Genomic DNA, 15,291 nt, shown 5'->3' with positions numbered 1-15,291 from the left:
GACCAAGGGTATAGGCACAAGGCCTTTGGGACTGCCGCTTGTCACCAACTGTCGCCCGGTTTGCATGCTGCCCGGCATGCCCTTCGGGCCTGAAAGAGAAGCACCATGAATCTGACCCGAATTCCCGCATTGCTCGCCTCCCCTCGCTCCGGCTGGAAGACGCTCATGGCTGACCGCCCGACCATGACGCGCACTTTCGCCAACCTCGCGCTTCCCTTCGCCCTGCTCCCTCCGGCCATGCTGCTGCTGGCAGCCAACACCGTCGGTGCAACGCATTTCCCGACGGTCGAGGCCGGTATCTGGGAACTCGTGGCCGCGGTGTTCCTGATTGCCGAATTGCTCGCAATCTTCCTGATGACCTGGGTGATCGATGCCTCGGTGCGCGCCAAAGGCGGTGTGAGCGACATGAACGGCGCCTTTCTGGTCGCTGCCATCGCCCCTCTGCCGCTGTGGATCTCCTCGCTGGGTCTGCTCAGCTCCAACCTGCTTGTCGCCGCCGGCCTGCCGCTGATTGGCTTCATCGCATCGGCCGTGCTGATCCGTCATGGCATTCGCAGCGTTCTCGCTGCCCAGCATGTGGTCTGCCCGCGCCAGGTTTCAATGCGCGTGATCGGCTATGGCATGCTCACCTGGATCGCCCTGCTCGGCATCGTCCTGTTTCCGGTCGTCGTACTCGCCTGAATCTCCAGGCCGGTTTTCACGGCACAGGCACCATCCGTCAGCAAGATTAAAAAAAGCCGCGCGAAATTTCGCGCGGCTTTTTCGTTTGGTAGTGCAGCAACAGGCATGCTGTGCCACTGCACGCAGCTGACCTCGATCAGTTCTTGATGCTTTCACCGCGGCGCAGGATCGTGCCCGCCTCAAGGTCGGCAATCGTCGGAACGGCGAACACGTCACGGCGTGCCAGCAGCTCGTCGCGGTGCAGCCGCGCCAGATGAGTCACCAGCTCGTCACCCTTGGCAGTGAGGTGAATCTCGACGTTGCGTGCATCATCCCGCCCGGTACGGCGCTCGACCAGTTCGAGCTTTTCGCAGCGCGATACCAACGACACCACGCCGTGGTGATGCGACTGCAGGCGCTCGGCCAGCTCGCCGACGTTGGCCCACTCCCGTCCGGGGAAGCCTTTGAGTTGCAGCATCATCTGATACTGCAGGGCGGTGATGCCGTAATCGCGCACCAGCACCTCGGAGAAGCGCAGAAAGCGACGCAGCTGATAGCGGAATTCCGCCAGCGCCTGGATTTCCGCCAGCGGAATCGACTTGTCCTTCATTTTCAGAACCTGATCATGGAGTGATATAAGCATAACCTATCGGGACACCGGGAAGCACCCCCCGGACATCCCTGACATGTCAGGCTTCCGTCAGGCTCTGAGACTCAGCCCGCTGAACACCCCCTCAGCCCCGTTTGCATCGACGGCCAACGCAAACGGTGCGGAATTGCGCGCGATGCGGGCCTGCACCAAGGCCTCCTGTGCGGCAGGATTACCCTGCAGACGCTGATACTGCGCCACGAAATCGTCATAGTTTTCGACAGCGCGCTGCAGCATGTGCGCCGAAGCAATTTCACCGTAGCGGTTGCGCAGATCAAAGTCCGCCTCGAACAGCGCTTCGATACGCGCCTTGTCAGGGTGCTCTCCACTCACCTTCACGTGCCCCGTGGAATCACTGCCAAGCATCACTTCCGGCGGCACGGAAATACCGTTGCGACGGAAAAGATAGTTGAGGTCGGCGGCAAAATCTGCCGTGGCCGCGGCAATGTCGGCTCCTTGAAGCACTCTCAGCGGGGGCAGAGTGGACACGGGTGGAGGCGCCGCGACGCCGGCATCCTGAGGTGTTTCGCGCCGCGTCGGGGACGTGACGGTGGTCTGCGCCACGAAGGGCTGGATGGAAATCATTGCCGGACTCCTGAAACAGTCCCGCATACCCAGCAGATTTCATACCAATCGAAGCGGAGGATCAGCCTTGCGGAGGTGCGCGGCGCCGGTCGGTCATGCTCAGGCTGATGCGGGTTACCGCGTCCTCACCCAGCAAGCGCTCCGCCCACGGCAGAAGCTCGTCCTCTTCCAGACGGATATGGGTTTCATACAGCGCCGCAAACTGCAGCACCTTGGCTTCGTCCAGTACGGCCTTTCGGCCCTCGCCCACTTCCGCGAGCACCTCACGCAGCACCTGCCACCTCATTCTGAGTTCGTCGTGCTCGGCCACCACCCGCTCGGCGAGGGCTTCCAGGCACGGGCGCTCGGCAGCATCGGCCCCGTCCAGCATGGCCGGCAAGAGGTCACGCTCTTCGTCGTCATGATGATTGACCGCCGCCAGATCGAAGTAGCGCATCACCGAACGTGCCGCACGCGTGGCCTGCTCGTCGGCACCGTGTTGCGGCAACCACTGCGCCAGACGCGCCAGGGTGCCCAGCTGAGCGCGGATGCGCTCATGACAGGCCGCCAGCATCTCCAGCGGCTCGTCCAGGCTGGGCGCCCCCGGCGGCAGCAGTGAATTGCCCGAACTCACAGCGGCAGAAAGCCCGTCGGGCTCTTGCTGAAGGCCACCGAGGCGATCCAGGCGAACACCGCCACCGCACCGATGAATGCCGCGATGCGGATCGGCTTGGTGCGGCCGCGACGCAGTGCGATCACGCCGAGCCCGATGTACAGCACCAGCCCGAGCACCTTGGCCATCGCCCAGCCGGCGGTGAAGAACGGGTACTGCGTCGCCATGGCGGCCAGGGCTAGGGCGGAGAGCAGCAGCAAGGTGTCGATCACGTGCGGCAGCACGCGAACCAGACGATTACCCAGCAGCGTGCTGCCGCTCATCATCCAGATACCCCGCACGATGAAGCCGAGAATGCTGATGACTGCCAGCAGCATGTGCAGATGCTTGATTCCGAAGTACACGAGCGATCTCCTTGATGTGTGTCGTGTGCCGCAAGCCAGAGGGATGCCCGCCCTGTCAGCACAACCGCATGCACGCTAACACAGGCCGCCGGGCAAAAGCATTGCGGCATGAAACCCACACCGGCACTGTGCGCCAGCCCGCAACGGGGCCGGGGCCGGTGTGCTTCGCGTATACTCGCCGCGCCATGCCGGTCGATCACTACGAGAACTTTCCTGTCGCTTCCCTGCTGCTGCCAAAGCGCCTGCGCGAGCCGGTGGAAGCCATCTATGCCTTCGCGCGCGGCGCCGACGACGTGGCCGACGAGGGCGATGCCGACAGCGACACACGGCTGGCCCAGCTTGCGGCGTATCACGCCGGCATTGACGCCATCGAATTCCGCCTGCCGGCCAACGACGATGAGTTGCGCCCGATGTTCGAACGCCTCGAGCGCAATGTGCGCGCCTTCGACCTGCCGCTGCAGCCCTTTCGCGATCTGATCAGCGCCTTCGCGCAGGACGTCGTCAAGACGCGCTACGCCACCTATGACGAGCTGCTCGACTATTGCCGTCGCTCAGCCAACCCGGTGGGACGCCTGCTGCTCCACTTGTACGGAGTGTGTGATGCGGTGTCGCTCAACCGCTCGGACAACATCTGCAGCGCATTGCAACTCATCAACTTCTGGCAGGACGTCGCCATCGACATCAGCAAACCGCGCATCTACCTGCCGCAAGATGAACTCGCACGCTTCGGGGTCACCGAAGACCAGCTTGCGAACGGCACGGACAGCGACGCATGGCGCCGCCTCATGGCGTTTCAGGTGCAGCGTGCGCGCGACATGATGCTGCGCGGCGCGCCGCTGGCACGCAGCCTGTCAGGCCGCATCGGTTGGGAGCTGCGCCTCATCGTCGCCGGCGGCCTGCGCATTCTCGAACGCATCGAGGCCGTGCAGTACGACGTATTCCGCGCCCGCCCGACCATCAGCAAGCTCGACACGCCGCTGCTTGCGTGGCGCGCTTTGACGCAGGCCGCCACATGAACCCGCACGACTACTGCCGCCAACGCACCGCAGCCAGCGGCTCGAGCTTCTATTACGGCTTCCTGTGCCTGCCGGCGCCGCGCCGACGCGCCATCATGGCGCTGTACGCCTTCTGCCGTGAGGTAGACGACGTGGTGGATGAAACCTCGGACACCGCCCTCGCCCGCCTTCAACTCGATGAGTGGCGAGCCGAAATCGGCCGCGTGTACGCCGGCGCGCCGCAGCACCCCGTGGGTCAGGCGCTGGCCGATGTGGTCGGTGAATTCCGTCTGCCCGAGGAGCAGTTGCTGGAGATCATCGACGGCATGGAGATGGACCTCGAGCAAAACCGCTACGCCGATTTCAGCCAGTTGCAGCTCTACTGCTACCGCGTAGCAAGCGTCGTCGGCCTGCTGTCGGCCGAGATCTTCGGCTACACCGACCGCCACACCCTGCGCTACGCGCACGACCTTGGGCTGGCGTTTCAGCTCACCAACATCCTGCGCGATGTCGGCGACGACGCGCGGCGCAACCGCATCTACCTGCCGCAAGACGAACTGGCGCGCTTCGGCGTGCCGGAGGACGACATCCTGCACGCGCGGCGCACCCCGCAGATGAGCGAGTTGCTGGCCTTCCAGGCGCAGCGCGCGCAGGCCTTCTACGAACGTGCGCTGGGCGAACTGCCCGAGGCGGATCGCCGCAGCCAGCGCCCCGGCCTGATCATGGCGGCGATCTACCATCGCCTGCTCGATGAAATCATCGCCGGCGGCTATGACGTGCTCGGCACGCCGCCGCGCCTGCCAACGATGCTCAAGCTCAAGCTGGCGCTGGCCGCATGGTGGAAGAATTGAACACCCCGATGCAGCGCAAGGCCGGGGCCCCGCGCAAGATCGCCATCATCGGCGGTGGTTACGCCGGCGTGGCCTGCGCCGTCGAGCTCACCCGCGCGGGCGCTCAGGTGACGCTGTTCGAGCGCTCGCAGACGCTGGGCGGGCGTGCCCGTGTGGTGAGCAAGGACGGTTACCGGGTCGACAACGGCCAGCACATCCTGATCGGCGCGTACGTGGAACTGGCGCGGCTGATGCGCATCACCGGTCAGTCGCCGAAATCCATGCTGCGCATGCCGCTCACGCTGGCCACACCGGGCGAGATGCGGCTGCAGGCGGCAAGGCTGCCGGCGCCCTTGCACCTCGCCGTCGGCCTGCTGCGCGCGCAAGGGCTGAGCTGGGCCGACCGGCGCGCCATGCTGCGGATGATGCAGCACCTCAAGCGCCGCAACTTCCGCTTCGAAACCGACATCACGGTTGCTGACTTGCTGCGCGACACGGCGCAGACGCAGCGCCTCATCGATCTGATGTGGGTGCCACTGTGCGTCGCCGCGCTCAACACCCACGCGGATCAGGCGTCGGCACAGGTGTTTGCGCGCGTGCTGCAAGACAGCTTGGCGGCGAGTGCGTCGGCCAGCGAATTGCTCATCCCGCGCATCGACCTCACCGAGCTGTTTCCGGTGCAAGCCGCCCGCTACCTCGCGACGCGACGCGGCCGGCTCGAAACCGGCATCACCATCACCGGCATCCTTCGCGGTGAGGAAGGCTTCATGCTGGTCGGCGACCCCTCGCCGCGCAACCGCTACGACCAGGTGGTGCTCGCCACCGCGCCTTACCACGCGGGCAGCTTGCTGCGCTCAACGGGCGCGTGCGAAGCGCTCGCCACACAGATCGACGCCTTGCGCCACGAGCCCATCACCACCGTGTATCTCGCGCTCGGCGAAGGCTTCCGCCTGCCCGAAGTGATGATCGGTTTGTCCCACGGCCCCGCGCAGTGGGCGTTTGATCGCGGCATGCTGGGCGGCGAGCCGGGGCTTGTTGCCTGCGTGATCAGCGCCAGCGGGCCGCACGGCGAGATGACGCGCGAAGAGCTGGAGCTGGCGATCCTGCGTCAGCTCGAACAGCAGCTCGTGCGCCGCGTCCCGGCGCCAGTGTGGACCATGACGATTACCGAAAAGCGCGCGACCTTCGCGTGCACGCCGGGGCTGCAGCGTCCGGGCATGCAGACACCGGTGCGCGGCCTGTGGCTTGCAGGGGACTATCTGGATTCGCCGTACCCGGCTACGCTGGAATCGGCTGTGCGCTCGGGCTGCGCGGCAGCAAACGCAGTACTGCGGCAAGCGAGCACCTGATGGATACACCCAACAAGCCCCGCGTCGAGATCACGCAGACCGGCAGCTATCGTTTCGAGGTGGATTTCGGCGCGGCCTTCCCGTCTCTGACAGTCGATGAGCCAGCACCGATTGGTGACGGCGAAGGCCCCGCACCCGAGCAACTGCTTGCGGCCAGCGTGGCCTACTGCCTGTCGGCCAGCCTGTTCTTCGCGCTCAACAAGTACCGTCAGGACAGCGGCGGCATCCGTGCCAGCGCCGAGTGTGATGTCGTGCGCAACGATGCCGGACGGCTCCGCATCGGGAGCATCGACGTGCATCTGCAACTCGGCGCCGACACCGCCACGCTGCAACACGTAGAGCGGGCGCTGGCGCAATTCGAGCAGTTCTGCACCATATCCGAGAGCGTGCAGGCCGGCGTCCCAGTAAACGTCACGGTCAGCGACGGCACCGGACGCACGCTGCGCTGACCCACTCAGGAGGAATACACATGGAAAAAGCCCACAACCCCGAAGACCTCGCTCGCCTCTTCATCGAACGCGCCAACGCGGGCGACGTGGAAGGTCTGGTCGCACTGTATGAAGCCGACGCCGTGCTGGCCGTGGGCGAGCCGGTTGCCAGCGGCCACGAGGAAATCCGCGCCTTCTACACGCGCATGTTGTCGAAGAAGCGTGAATTCCCGCCGGTCAGCCAGTTGAAGCCCATCGTGCATGGCGACATGGCCATGACGACCTCTCGTCAAACCAACGGCAATATCTCGACTGAAATCGCCCACCGTCAAGCCGACGGTACCTGGCTGTGGAAGCTCGACCAACTCAAAATCGAGCCGCTCACATCGGAAGACTGAGCGGCCTATCGACAGGCTCGTGACGCCCCCGAACAGGGGCGCCGCGAGCTTCGTCAGCACATGACTTGCGGGCCGGGCATGCGCCTCAACCCGCTGTGTAACTTGCTCAGTGGCCGCGCTCGGCCAACCATTTGCGCATCATGTCGATCTCGGCCTCCTGCGCCTTGATCACCTCCTGCGCCAGGGCGCGCACCTCGGCATCCTTGCCGTACTTCAATGCGATGCGCGCCATCTCCACCGCCGCCTCATGGTGCGGAATCATGCCTTTCATGAAATCCACGTCGGCATCGCCGGTGTACTTGATGTTCATGTCGGCATGCATGCGGTCACTGGCCGCACGATAGGCCGCGGTCGAAGGCGACTCGGCTGCGGCCGACGCACTGTCATGCTGCCCGTGGTGGCCGGCATGCTGGGCGTGAGCGGACAGTGAAAACAACGCAGCAGCGGCAAAACTCAAAACAAGCTTGTTCATGGGTGAGACTCCGTTGATCAACAGGATGCCGCGTGCGCGACACGTTCTTCCGTCAGCTGTCCAGCATTCATGCGCAGCACACGCGAGCAGCGCGCTGCCAGCGCCTCGTCGTGCGTGACCAGCACCAGGGTGGTGCCCGATTCACGGTTGAGCGCGAACATGAGCTCGATGATCGAAGCGCCGGTGGCCATGTCGAGGTTGCCGGTAGGCTCGTCGGCCAGCAGCAGTTTGGGCTCCGGTGCGAAGGCGCGCGCGAGTGCCACGCGCTGCTGCTCGCCACCCGAGAGGTGCTTGGGGTAATGATTGCGCCGCGCACTCAGGCCGACACGCTCCAGCCATTGCGTGGCCACCGCGCGCGGATCGGCCGCGCCGGCGAGTTCCAGCGGCAACATGACGTTCTCCAGCGCGGTCAGCGCCGGCAGCAACTGAAACGACTGGAACACGAAGCCGATGTTCTGCGCGCGCAAGGCCGCCCGTGCATCTTCGTCCAGCTCGAACATCGACGTGCCGGCCAGCACAATCGCGCCACTGCTCGGAACATCCAGCCCGGCAAGCAATCCCAGCAACGTGGACTTGCCCGACCCGGACGCGCCGACGATGGCCACCGACTCGCCGCTGCCGACCGAAAAGGCGATATCGTCGAGAATACGCAGCACGCCGTCGTCACCCGATACGGGAACATGCTTGGCCAGCCCGCGCACTTCAACCACCGGAGAATTCATTTCGATGCTGCTTCGATCCATCGCGACATTCCTGTTCGTCATCGTATCGGGGGCCACCCAGGCCGCCACCATCCTAGTGTGGGGGGACAGCCTGTCGGCCGGCTACCAGCTTGCACAGCGCGAAGCGTGGCCGGTGCTGTTGCAGACGCGGCTTGCGGAGAAAGGGTTCCCGCACAAGGTCGTCAATGGCAGCGTGAGCGGCGAAACCACGGCCGGCGGGCGTTCGCGCCTGCCCGAGGCGCTCAAGCGCCATTCGCCGGATCTGTTCATTCTCGAGCTGGGTGCCAATGACGGCTTGCGTGGCCTGCGCCCGCAACTCATGGGCGAAAACATCGAAGCGATGATAACAGCGGCGCAACAGGCCGGCGCCGAGGTACTGTTGATCGGTATGGAAATGCCGCCGAACTACGGCCCGGCCTACACGCGGCGCTTCGCACAGACCTTCAACGATGTGGCCGAACGCACCGACGCCGTACTGCTGCCCTTCCTGCTCGACGGCTTCGCCGACCAGCCCGAGATGTTCCTGGCTGACGGCATTCACCCCACCGCCGAAGCTCAGCACCGCATCCTCGATACGGTGTGGGCGAAACTCGAACCCATGCTCAAGTAAGGCGGCCTGCCCGTCAGGCTGCGCGCGTCGCGGCGGCGCAGCTTGGCGTGCGACAATCCGGCTCCCATGCCCCTCGCGTCATCCACATGAAAAAAGGCACCGCCACCATCGCCGACATCGGCCGCTTCGACGCCATCATCGACGCGCGCAGCCCGGCCGAATTCGACGACGACCGCATCCCCGATGCGGTGTCATGCCCGGTGCTGGACAACGAGCAACGCGCCATCGTCGGCACCATCTACAAGCAGCAATCCGCGTTTGAAGCCCGCCGCATCGGCGGTGCCATGGTGGCCGAGAATATCGCCCGCCATCTGCGTGAGGCGTTTGCCGACAAGCCCAAGAACTGGCGCCCGCTGGTGTACTGCTGGCGCGGCGGGCAACGCAGCGGCGCCTTCGTGACCTGGCTGCGCATGGTTGGCTGGGACGCCTGCCAGCTTGAAGGCGGGTACAAGAACTGGCGCCGCCACGTCATCGCCGAGATGGCCGATTTGCCGAAGAAGCTCGACATCCGCATCGTCAGCGGCCCCACCGGCAGCGGCAAGACCCGCGTGCTCGAAGCGCTGGCGGCACTGGGCGAACAGGTTGTCGACCTGGAAGATCTGGCCGCCCACAAGGGTTCGGTGCTGGGTGCCCTGCCCGACCGCGAGCAACCTCCGCAAAAACTCTTCGAGACCCGGATATTCCAGGAGCTGTCAGCGCTCGACCCGAAACGGCCTGTGTATGTCGAGGCCGAGAGCCGCAAGATCGGGCGTCTGCATGTGCCCGAAACCTTGATTTTCGCGATGCGTGCAGCACCCTGCATCAACATCGAAGCTTCACGTGAGGCCCGGCTGGATTTTCTGGTGCGTGACTACGCCTATCTGGGCGACGACGTCACCCGCCTGCAAAACCGTATCGACTGCCTGCGCGGCCTGCAGAGCAATGCGACGCTCGATCACTGGAAAGAGCTGGCAGCAGCGCACGCTTTGCCCGAATTGTTTGCCGAGTTCATCGACAAGCATTACGACCCGCTCTACCGCCGCTCACAGAATCACAATTACGCGCAGTTCCCTGGCGCACGCCAGATCGAAGCCGACGACCTCAGCCCGGCCGGCATCGTGGCTGTAGCTCGACAGATCGCCCGCCTATAAACGGCAGGAGGCCCGCACGGCCACCTGCCACGCGAGCCTCTTCCCACCGCGGCAGCGCCAGATCAGGCGGCCAGAGCCTCTTCAAGGGTGCTGACAACCGGCGCCCATTGGCGCGGTGACAGGTTGCCTTTGGCACGGTTGTTCTGCCATTGCAGCGGCTGCAGGTTGTTCAGGTTGTCGCTGCCACCGTTGAGCACTGCGCGAACGTGATCAATCTCCCAGCCCGTGCCGCCCTCAACACACACGCCGTACTGGTCCCGCTCAATCCACGCCCCATACACATCCTTGCGGCGCTTGGCGGGGTCCGAACCGGGAACGATGGCGGCCAGCGCCCACACCGCATCGACCGTCGCCGGGTCAAAGGCCTTGTTGAGAATGGTCGTTCCGTGCGCGCGACGATGCATGTCAGCTCCTCGAAATAAATATCAAAGTGTGATGTTTTTGGGTAAAAAAAAGCGCAAGCGGCCGAAGTGTATAACAAATTTCGCCGCTTGCGCTTCGGGGGTTGCCCCCGCCGCCGGGGCTGCTCTCACAGTGGATAGCGAGGCCCCGGCAACCTTCAAAGCAAGCTTACGGGCGTGCTTCCACCGTGGCGTTGCGCGCAGATGCGTTGCAGCACCGCCGGTTTCGGTTGGCTGACTTCCCCTTGCTCGAATGCGACAACATCGAATCCTCCCTCCAGCCGTTGGAGCAATTCGTTGGCGCTCAGCAGGAAGTCGGGGTTCGACGGCTTGCCAAAGCGCTCATTGCCGACCATGAAGGTTTCGTAGATCAGGATGCCGCCCGACCTCACGCTGGCCAGCAGCGCGTTGAAATGCGGGCGGTACAGGTAATTGGTGACCACCACCGCATCAAAGCCGCGGCCCACATACGGCCAGGCATCCTGCTCCAGATCGGCCGTAACAGGATTAATGCCCTTCACGCCCTGCAGTAGCTCCAAGGCCGCGGCATCGCGATCCACGGCTTCCACCTCACAGCCTTGCGCCGCGAAGAGGCGCGCATGCCGCCCGCCTCCGCACGCCACGTCCAGCACCGAGGCGCCTCGCGGCACCAGCGGGATAAAACGCGCCACCCAAGCCGACGGGGCCGCTTGCGCGGCGTGACCGCCGGCGCTCATGCCACACCTCCGATGCACAGCGACTTGAGTTCGAGATACTCGTCGATCCCGGCGTGTGCTCCCTCGCGGCCGACGCCGGACTGCTTGATGCCGCCGAACGGAAAGACCTCGCTGGAAAACACACCGGTATTGACCGACACCATGCCGAATTCGAGCGCTTCGGACACGCGGAACACGCGGCCGACATCCCGCGTGAAGAAGTACGCCGCAAGGCCGTATTCGGTGTCGTTGGCCATGCGCACTACCTCGTCTTCCGACTCGAAGCGGAACAACGGCGCCACCGGGCCGAAGGTCTCCTCACGCGCCACGCGCATGGCAGGCGTCACCTCGGTGAGCACGGTGGGCTCGAAGAAGGTGCCACCACGCTCGTGGCGTTGCCCGCCCAGCACGGCCTTGGCGCCGTGCGACAGCGCATCGGTGACGTGCGACTCGACCTTTTCGATGGCCGCATCATTGATCAGCGGGCCGATATGCACGCCCTCTTCGGTGCCGGCGCCCACCTTGAGCTTGCGCACGGCCTCGGCCAGGCGCCGCGCAAATTCGTCGTAGATGCCGGCCTGCACGTACATGCGGTTGGCGCACACGCAGGTCTGGCCGGTGTTGCGGAATTTCGAAGAGATCGCGCCCTTCACGGCCAGATCGATGTCCGCGTCGTCGAAGACGATGAACGGCGCATTGCCACCCAGCTCCAGCGACAGGCGCTTGAGGGTCGGCGCGCACTGTTCCATCAGCAGACGGCCGACCGCCGTCGAGCCGGTGAAGGAGAGCTTGCGCACCGTGGGGCTGGACGTGAGCACCCCGCCGATGACTTTTGAATCCCCCGTGACGACGTTGAACACGCCTTTGGGAAAGCCGGCCTTTTCCGCCAACGCGGCCAGCGCAAGGGCCGAGAACGGCGTCTGTTCGGCCGGCTTCACCACCACCGTGCACCCCGCGGCCAAGGCTGGTGCCACCTTGCGGGTAATCATGGCCGCCGGGAAATTCCACGGCGTGATAGCGGCGCACACGCCCACCGGCTGTTTGATCACCAGCAGACGGCGGTCGGCGGCCGGTGTGGGGATGATTTCACCGTCGATACGACGCGCCTCTTCGGCGAACCACTCGACGAAGGAGGCGGCATAGCCGATTTCGCCGCGCGCTTCGAACAACGGCTTGCCCTGCTCGGCAGTCATGATGGCGGCGAGTTCGTCGGTGGCTTCGACGATCAGGCGGAACCACTCGCGCAGCAGCGCGGCGCGGTCCTTGGCAAGCGTGGCGCGCCACGCCGGCAGCGCGGCATCGGCCGCGGCCACGGCACGCTCGGTTTCCGCCGCCCCCAGATCCGGCACGCTGCCGATGCGCAGACGCGTGGCCGGGTCCTGCACGTCGAAGCGCTGGCCGTTGTCGGCATCGACCCATGCGCCATCGACAAAAGCCTGTTCGCGGAAAAGTGCGGTCTGTTTAGCTTTAGTCATCGTTGATCCATCTCATCGAAGCAATGCGAAGCTTCATTCTAGGGGCTCTTCCCTCCCGAACGGAGGCCCCGCTTGCAAATGCAAACACACCCGGATGCTGCAGCCGCGCGACGCGGGGCGGACGAGTCGGCTATCATGGTTCGCCGCATTGCACCATGCGCCTCGCGCACTGCCCACGCATGAACGAGACCCATTACCTCGCCCCCCTGTTTCAACCCCGCGCCATCGCGGTGATCGGCCCGAGCTTCGACGAGAACTCGATCGCCCACATCGCCGTCCGCAACTTGCGTGAAAGCCGTTTCCGCGGCCCGATCACCGTGGTTTCCAGCGACACCAGCAGCGTGCACGGCGTGAGTTGCGTGCGCTCGCTGAGTCAGGCCAAAGGCCCCATCGACCTTGCCATTCTCGGCACGCCGATTGAAGAAGTGCCCGCCTTGCTGGCCGACTGCGCCGCTGTCGGCGTGCGCATCGCCGTCCTGCCCGCGGGCTTCGTCGATCCGCCCGAGCAACGCAAGGAAGCCGCACGCGCGCTGCGCGAGGCCGCACGTCGTCACGGCATCCGCCTGCTCGGGCCGAACGCGCTGGGCGTGATCCGCCCCGAGATCGGCCTGAACGCCAGCATTGCGCACACCATGCCGCGCAATGGCTCCATCGGCCTGCTGTCGCAGTCGGGCGCGCTGGTCACGGCGGTGCTCGACTGGGCCACACCCAACGGCATCGGCTTCTCGGCAGTCGCCACGGTGGGCGCCAGCCTCGACATCGATTTCGGTGACGCCCTCGACTATCTGATTGCCGACCCGCGCACCGAGAGCATCTTTCTCTACATTGAACGCATCCGTGACCCGCGTCGCTTCATGACTGCGCTGCGCGCCGCGGCGCGCATGAAGCCGGTGCTGTTGCTCAAGGCCGGCCGCCATCCGCAGGTGGCGTCGGCGATTCACGATCTGGTCGGCACGCTGCCGGGCAGTGACGCGGCCTTCGACGCGGCCATCCGGCGTTGCGGCGTGGTGCGTCTGTACAACCTCAACCAGTTGTTCGCCGCCGCGGGCGGGCTGTTCGCGGACTTCCGGCCGCGCGGCAACCGGCTGGCCATCATCACCAACGGCGGCGGGCTGGGTTTCATGGCGGCTGACCGCGCCGCCGACCTGGAAATCCCGCTGGCCGACTTCGCCCCTGCAACGCGTGAGAAACTCAGTGCACTGCTCGGCGAACGCTGGAACGGCGGCAACCCCATCGACCTGGGCCGCATCGCCGACGCCGACACCTACCGCGAAGCGCTGCAGGCCGTGCTCGACGGCCCGCACGTGGATGGCGTGCTGGTGATGCTGTCACCGCAAGCCACCACCCGTCCGACGCACATCGCTCGCGCCGTGGCCGAACTTGGCAAATATGCCAGCAAGCCGCTGGTGACATGCTGGGTGGGCGATCAACACGTGCGCGACAGCCGCGACGCCTTTCACAAGGCCGGCATCCCTACTTTCCCGACGCCCGAGCCGGCCGTCGAGCTGTTCAGCCACATCTCGGCGTACTACCGCAACCAGAAGCTGCTGATGCAGGTTCCAGGCCCGCTGTCGCACCTTGACGCACCGGACATCGCGAGCGCCTCGCGCATCATCGCTGCCGCGCTGGCCGAATCGCGCTCGGTGCTGACCGAAACCGAGTCCAAGGCCTGTCTCGCGGCCTTCGGCATCCCCGTCGCGCCGACGCGCGTCGCCACCACCGAAGACGAGGCCGTTGAACTGGCCCAGGCCATCGGCCTGCCGGTGGCGATGAAGATCGATTCGCCCGACCTGCCCTCCAAGACCGACGCCGGCGGCGTGCGCCTGGGCGTGGCCAGCCTCGACGCGGTGCGCAACGCCTACCGCGGCATCAAGGAGGCGGTGCGTGGCAGCAGCCCGGCGGCGCGCCTTCTCGGCGTCGCCATCGAACCCATGGTCACGCGCAGCAACGGCCGCGAACTGGCTGTCAGCTCCACCACCGACGCCGTCTTCGGCCCGCTCATCGGGCTGGGCGCCGGGGGGCGACGTGCCGGCGGCGCACGCGCTCATGCGCTGCCCCCGCTCAACGATTTCCTGGCGCGCGACCTGATGCAATCGGCCCCCGTGGCGCCGCTGCTGGAAGCCTCCAGCGTGCGGCCGGGCGCCAATCAGGAGGCACTCGAAGACGTGCTGCTGCGCGTATCCGAAATGGTGTGCGAGCTGCCGCAGATCCGCGCACTCGACATCGACCCGTTGCTGGTCGATGAAAACGGCGCTGTCGCCCTGGATGCACGCCTGGTGCTGTCACCGGCCGGCCCCTCGGAAGGCCGCTACGAGCACATGGCGATTCACCCTTACCCTTCGCACCTGCTGACGGAATGGGTATTGCCCGGCGGTACGAAAGTGACCTTGCGGCCGATCCGCCCGGAAGACGCCGTGCTGACCACCGAATTCGTGCGCGCGCTGTCGTCGGAAACGCGTTACCAACGCTTCATGAACACCGTGCGCGAGCTGTCGCCGGCGATGGTCATCCGCCTCACGCAGATCGACTACGACCGCGAAATGGCCTTCGTCGCCACCACGCAGGAGGACGGCCGCGAAACGCAGATCGGGGTGTGTCGCTACGCCGCCAACCCGGATCGCGAATCCTGTGAGTTCGCGGTGGTGGTGGCCGATGCCTGGCAACACCGCGGGGTGGCGCGGCGCTTGATGGAGCTGCTGATCGACACCGCACGCAAACGTGGTTTCGTGCGCATGGATGGAGTTTTCCTCGCCAGCAACGAACGCATGCTGCACTTCGTCGAAAAGCTCGGTTTTGCCTTGCACACCGACCCGGACGACCCTGCTATCAAGCAAGGCAGCCTGGACCTGCGCACAACCGCGTAATCGGCGAATGCCACAGCCGATCGCACTCGCAC

18 protein-coding genes are annotated in these 15,291 nt (G+C 65.4%); 9 read left to right on the top strand and 9 right to left on the bottom strand.

All coding sequences use genetic code 11. From position 1 onward, the window contains the following. Positions 1-105: 105 nt before the first annotated feature. Positions 106-681, top strand: coding sequence for a YIP1 family protein (locus AC6H0W_RS10285; RefSeq protein ID WP_497577062.1), 576 nt, complete (start codon positions 106-108; stop codon positions 679-681). Between the two features lie 136 nt (positions 682-817). Here AC6H0W_RS10285 and AC6H0W_RS10280 read toward each other — a convergent pair whose 3' ends face one another. From AC6H0W_RS10280 to AC6H0W_RS10265, 4 genes are all read right to left on the bottom strand, one after another. Further along, positions 818-1,270: a MarR family winged helix-turn-helix transcriptional regulator gene (locus AC6H0W_RS10280; RefSeq protein ID WP_497577061.1), complete on the bottom strand. Its 453-nt coding sequence runs from the start codon at positions 1,268-1,270 to the stop codon at positions 818-820. Positions 1,271-1,360: 90 nt separating this feature from the next. Beyond that, positions 1,361-1,894, bottom strand: a complete 534-nt coding sequence (locus tag AC6H0W_RS10275; RefSeq protein WP_497577060.1) for a hypothetical protein — start codon at positions 1,892-1,894, stop codon at positions 1,361-1,363. Positions 1,895-1,955: 61 nt separating this feature from the next. Beyond that, positions 1,956-2,507 (bottom strand): hemerythrin domain-containing protein, encoded by a 552-nt coding sequence (locus AC6H0W_RS10270; RefSeq protein ID WP_497577059.1) that lies wholly within the window; start codon positions 2,505-2,507, stop codon positions 1,956-1,958. After that, positions 2,504-2,890: a SirB2 family protein gene (locus AC6H0W_RS10265; RefSeq protein ID WP_497577058.1), complete on the bottom strand. Its 387-nt coding sequence runs from the start codon at positions 2,888-2,890 to the stop codon at positions 2,504-2,506. Before AC6H0W_RS10265 ends, AC6H0W_RS10270 begins: the two co-directional genes overlap by 4 nt. A gap of 185 nt (positions 2,891-3,075) precedes the next feature. On the opposite strand from AC6H0W_RS10265, the gene hpnC reads away from it, so the two are divergent. Genes hpnC through AC6H0W_RS10240 form a run of 5 tightly spaced genes read left to right on the top strand, consistent with a single transcriptional unit; the run spans position 3,076 to position 6,890 of the window. Beyond that, entirely contained in the window at positions 3,076-3,906 is an 831-nt protein-coding gene (gene hpnC, locus AC6H0W_RS10260) for a squalene synthase HpnC (protein WP_497577346.1), read from the top strand. Then, positions 3,903-4,736, top strand: a complete 834-nt coding sequence (hpnD, locus tag AC6H0W_RS10255; protein WP_497577057.1) for a presqualene diphosphate synthase HpnD — start codon at positions 3,903-3,905, stop codon at positions 4,734-4,736. Before hpnC ends, hpnD begins: the two co-directional genes overlap by 4 nt. Continuing rightward, positions 4,721-6,064 carry a hydroxysqualene dehydroxylase HpnE gene (gene hpnE / locus AC6H0W_RS10250; RefSeq protein WP_497577056.1) on the top strand — a complete coding sequence of 448 codons (1,344 nt, stop codon included), beginning with the start codon at positions 4,721-4,723 and terminating at the stop codon, positions 6,062-6,064. The genes hpnD and hpnE overlap by 16 nt, the downstream gene beginning before the upstream one ends. Further along, positions 6,064-6,513 (top strand): OsmC family protein, encoded by a 450-nt coding sequence (locus tag AC6H0W_RS10245; protein WP_497577055.1) that lies wholly within the window; start codon positions 6,064-6,066, stop codon positions 6,511-6,513. The genes hpnE and AC6H0W_RS10245 overlap by 1 nt, the downstream gene beginning before the upstream one ends. A gap of 20 nt (positions 6,514-6,533) precedes the next feature. Beyond that, positions 6,534-6,890 carry a YybH family protein gene (locus AC6H0W_RS10240; RefSeq protein WP_497577054.1) on the top strand — a complete coding sequence of 119 codons (357 nt, stop codon included), beginning with the start codon at positions 6,534-6,536 and terminating at the stop codon, positions 6,888-6,890. Between the two features lie 106 nt (positions 6,891-6,996). Here AC6H0W_RS10240 and copM read toward each other — a convergent pair whose 3' ends face one another. Both copM and AC6H0W_RS10230 read right to left on the bottom strand, forming a co-directional pair. Then, positions 6,997-7,362 (bottom strand): CopM family metallochaperone, encoded by a 366-nt coding sequence (copM, locus tag AC6H0W_RS10235; protein ID WP_497577053.1) that lies wholly within the window; start codon positions 7,360-7,362, stop codon positions 6,997-6,999. A gap of 17 nt (positions 7,363-7,379) precedes the next feature. After that, positions 7,380-8,105: an ABC transporter ATP-binding protein gene (locus tag AC6H0W_RS10230; RefSeq protein ID WP_497577052.1), complete on the bottom strand. Its 726-nt coding sequence runs from the start codon at positions 8,103-8,105 to the stop codon at positions 7,380-7,382. Between AC6H0W_RS10230 and AC6H0W_RS10225 the strand changes: the two genes are divergently transcribed. Next, the gene (locus AC6H0W_RS10225) at positions 8,089-8,694 is read left to right on the top strand and encodes an arylesterase (protein ID WP_497577051.1); all 606 of its coding nucleotides are present in this window, start codon (positions 8,089-8,091) and stop codon (positions 8,692-8,694) included. The genes AC6H0W_RS10230 and AC6H0W_RS10225 overlap by 17 nt on opposite strands. Positions 8,695-8,780: 86 nt before the next feature. After that, a complete protein-coding gene (gene mnmH / locus AC6H0W_RS10220; RefSeq protein ID WP_497577050.1) occupies positions 8,781-9,824 on the top strand; it encodes a tRNA 2-selenouridine(34) synthase MnmH in 1,044 nt (347 codons plus the stop codon). A 62-nt stretch (positions 9,825-9,886) separates the two neighbouring features. Here the strand turns inward: mnmH and AC6H0W_RS10215 are convergent, their stop codons facing one another. The 3 genes from AC6H0W_RS10215 to AC6H0W_RS10205 form a co-directional block, all read right to left on the bottom strand. Next, complete coding sequence (locus AC6H0W_RS10215; RefSeq protein ID WP_497577049.1) at positions 9,887-10,228, bottom strand: HNH endonuclease signature motif containing protein; 342 nt, start codon at positions 10,226-10,228, stop codon at positions 9,887-9,889. Between the two features lie 155 nt (positions 10,229-10,383). Continuing rightward, positions 10,384-10,941, bottom strand: coding sequence for a class I SAM-dependent methyltransferase (locus tag AC6H0W_RS10210; RefSeq protein WP_497577048.1), 558 nt, complete (start codon positions 10,939-10,941; stop codon positions 10,384-10,386). Then, on the bottom strand, positions 10,938-12,395 hold the full coding sequence (locus AC6H0W_RS10205; RefSeq protein ID WP_497577047.1) for an NAD-dependent succinate-semialdehyde dehydrogenase: 1,458 nt from the start codon (positions 12,393-12,395) through the stop codon (positions 10,938-10,940). Before AC6H0W_RS10205 ends, AC6H0W_RS10210 begins: the two co-directional genes overlap by 4 nt. A 179-nt stretch (positions 12,396-12,574) precedes the next feature. Between AC6H0W_RS10205 and AC6H0W_RS10200 the strand changes: the two genes are divergently transcribed. After that, entirely contained in the window at positions 12,575-15,259 is a 2,685-nt protein-coding gene (locus tag AC6H0W_RS10200) for a bifunctional acetate--CoA ligase family protein/GNAT family N-acetyltransferase (protein WP_497577046.1), read from the top strand. Positions 15,260-15,291 lie beyond the last annotated feature (32 nt).

The organism is Pseudazoarcus sp. NS20 (genome assembly GCF_059703745.1).
This window is presented reverse-complemented; position numbering and strand designations above follow the sequence as displayed.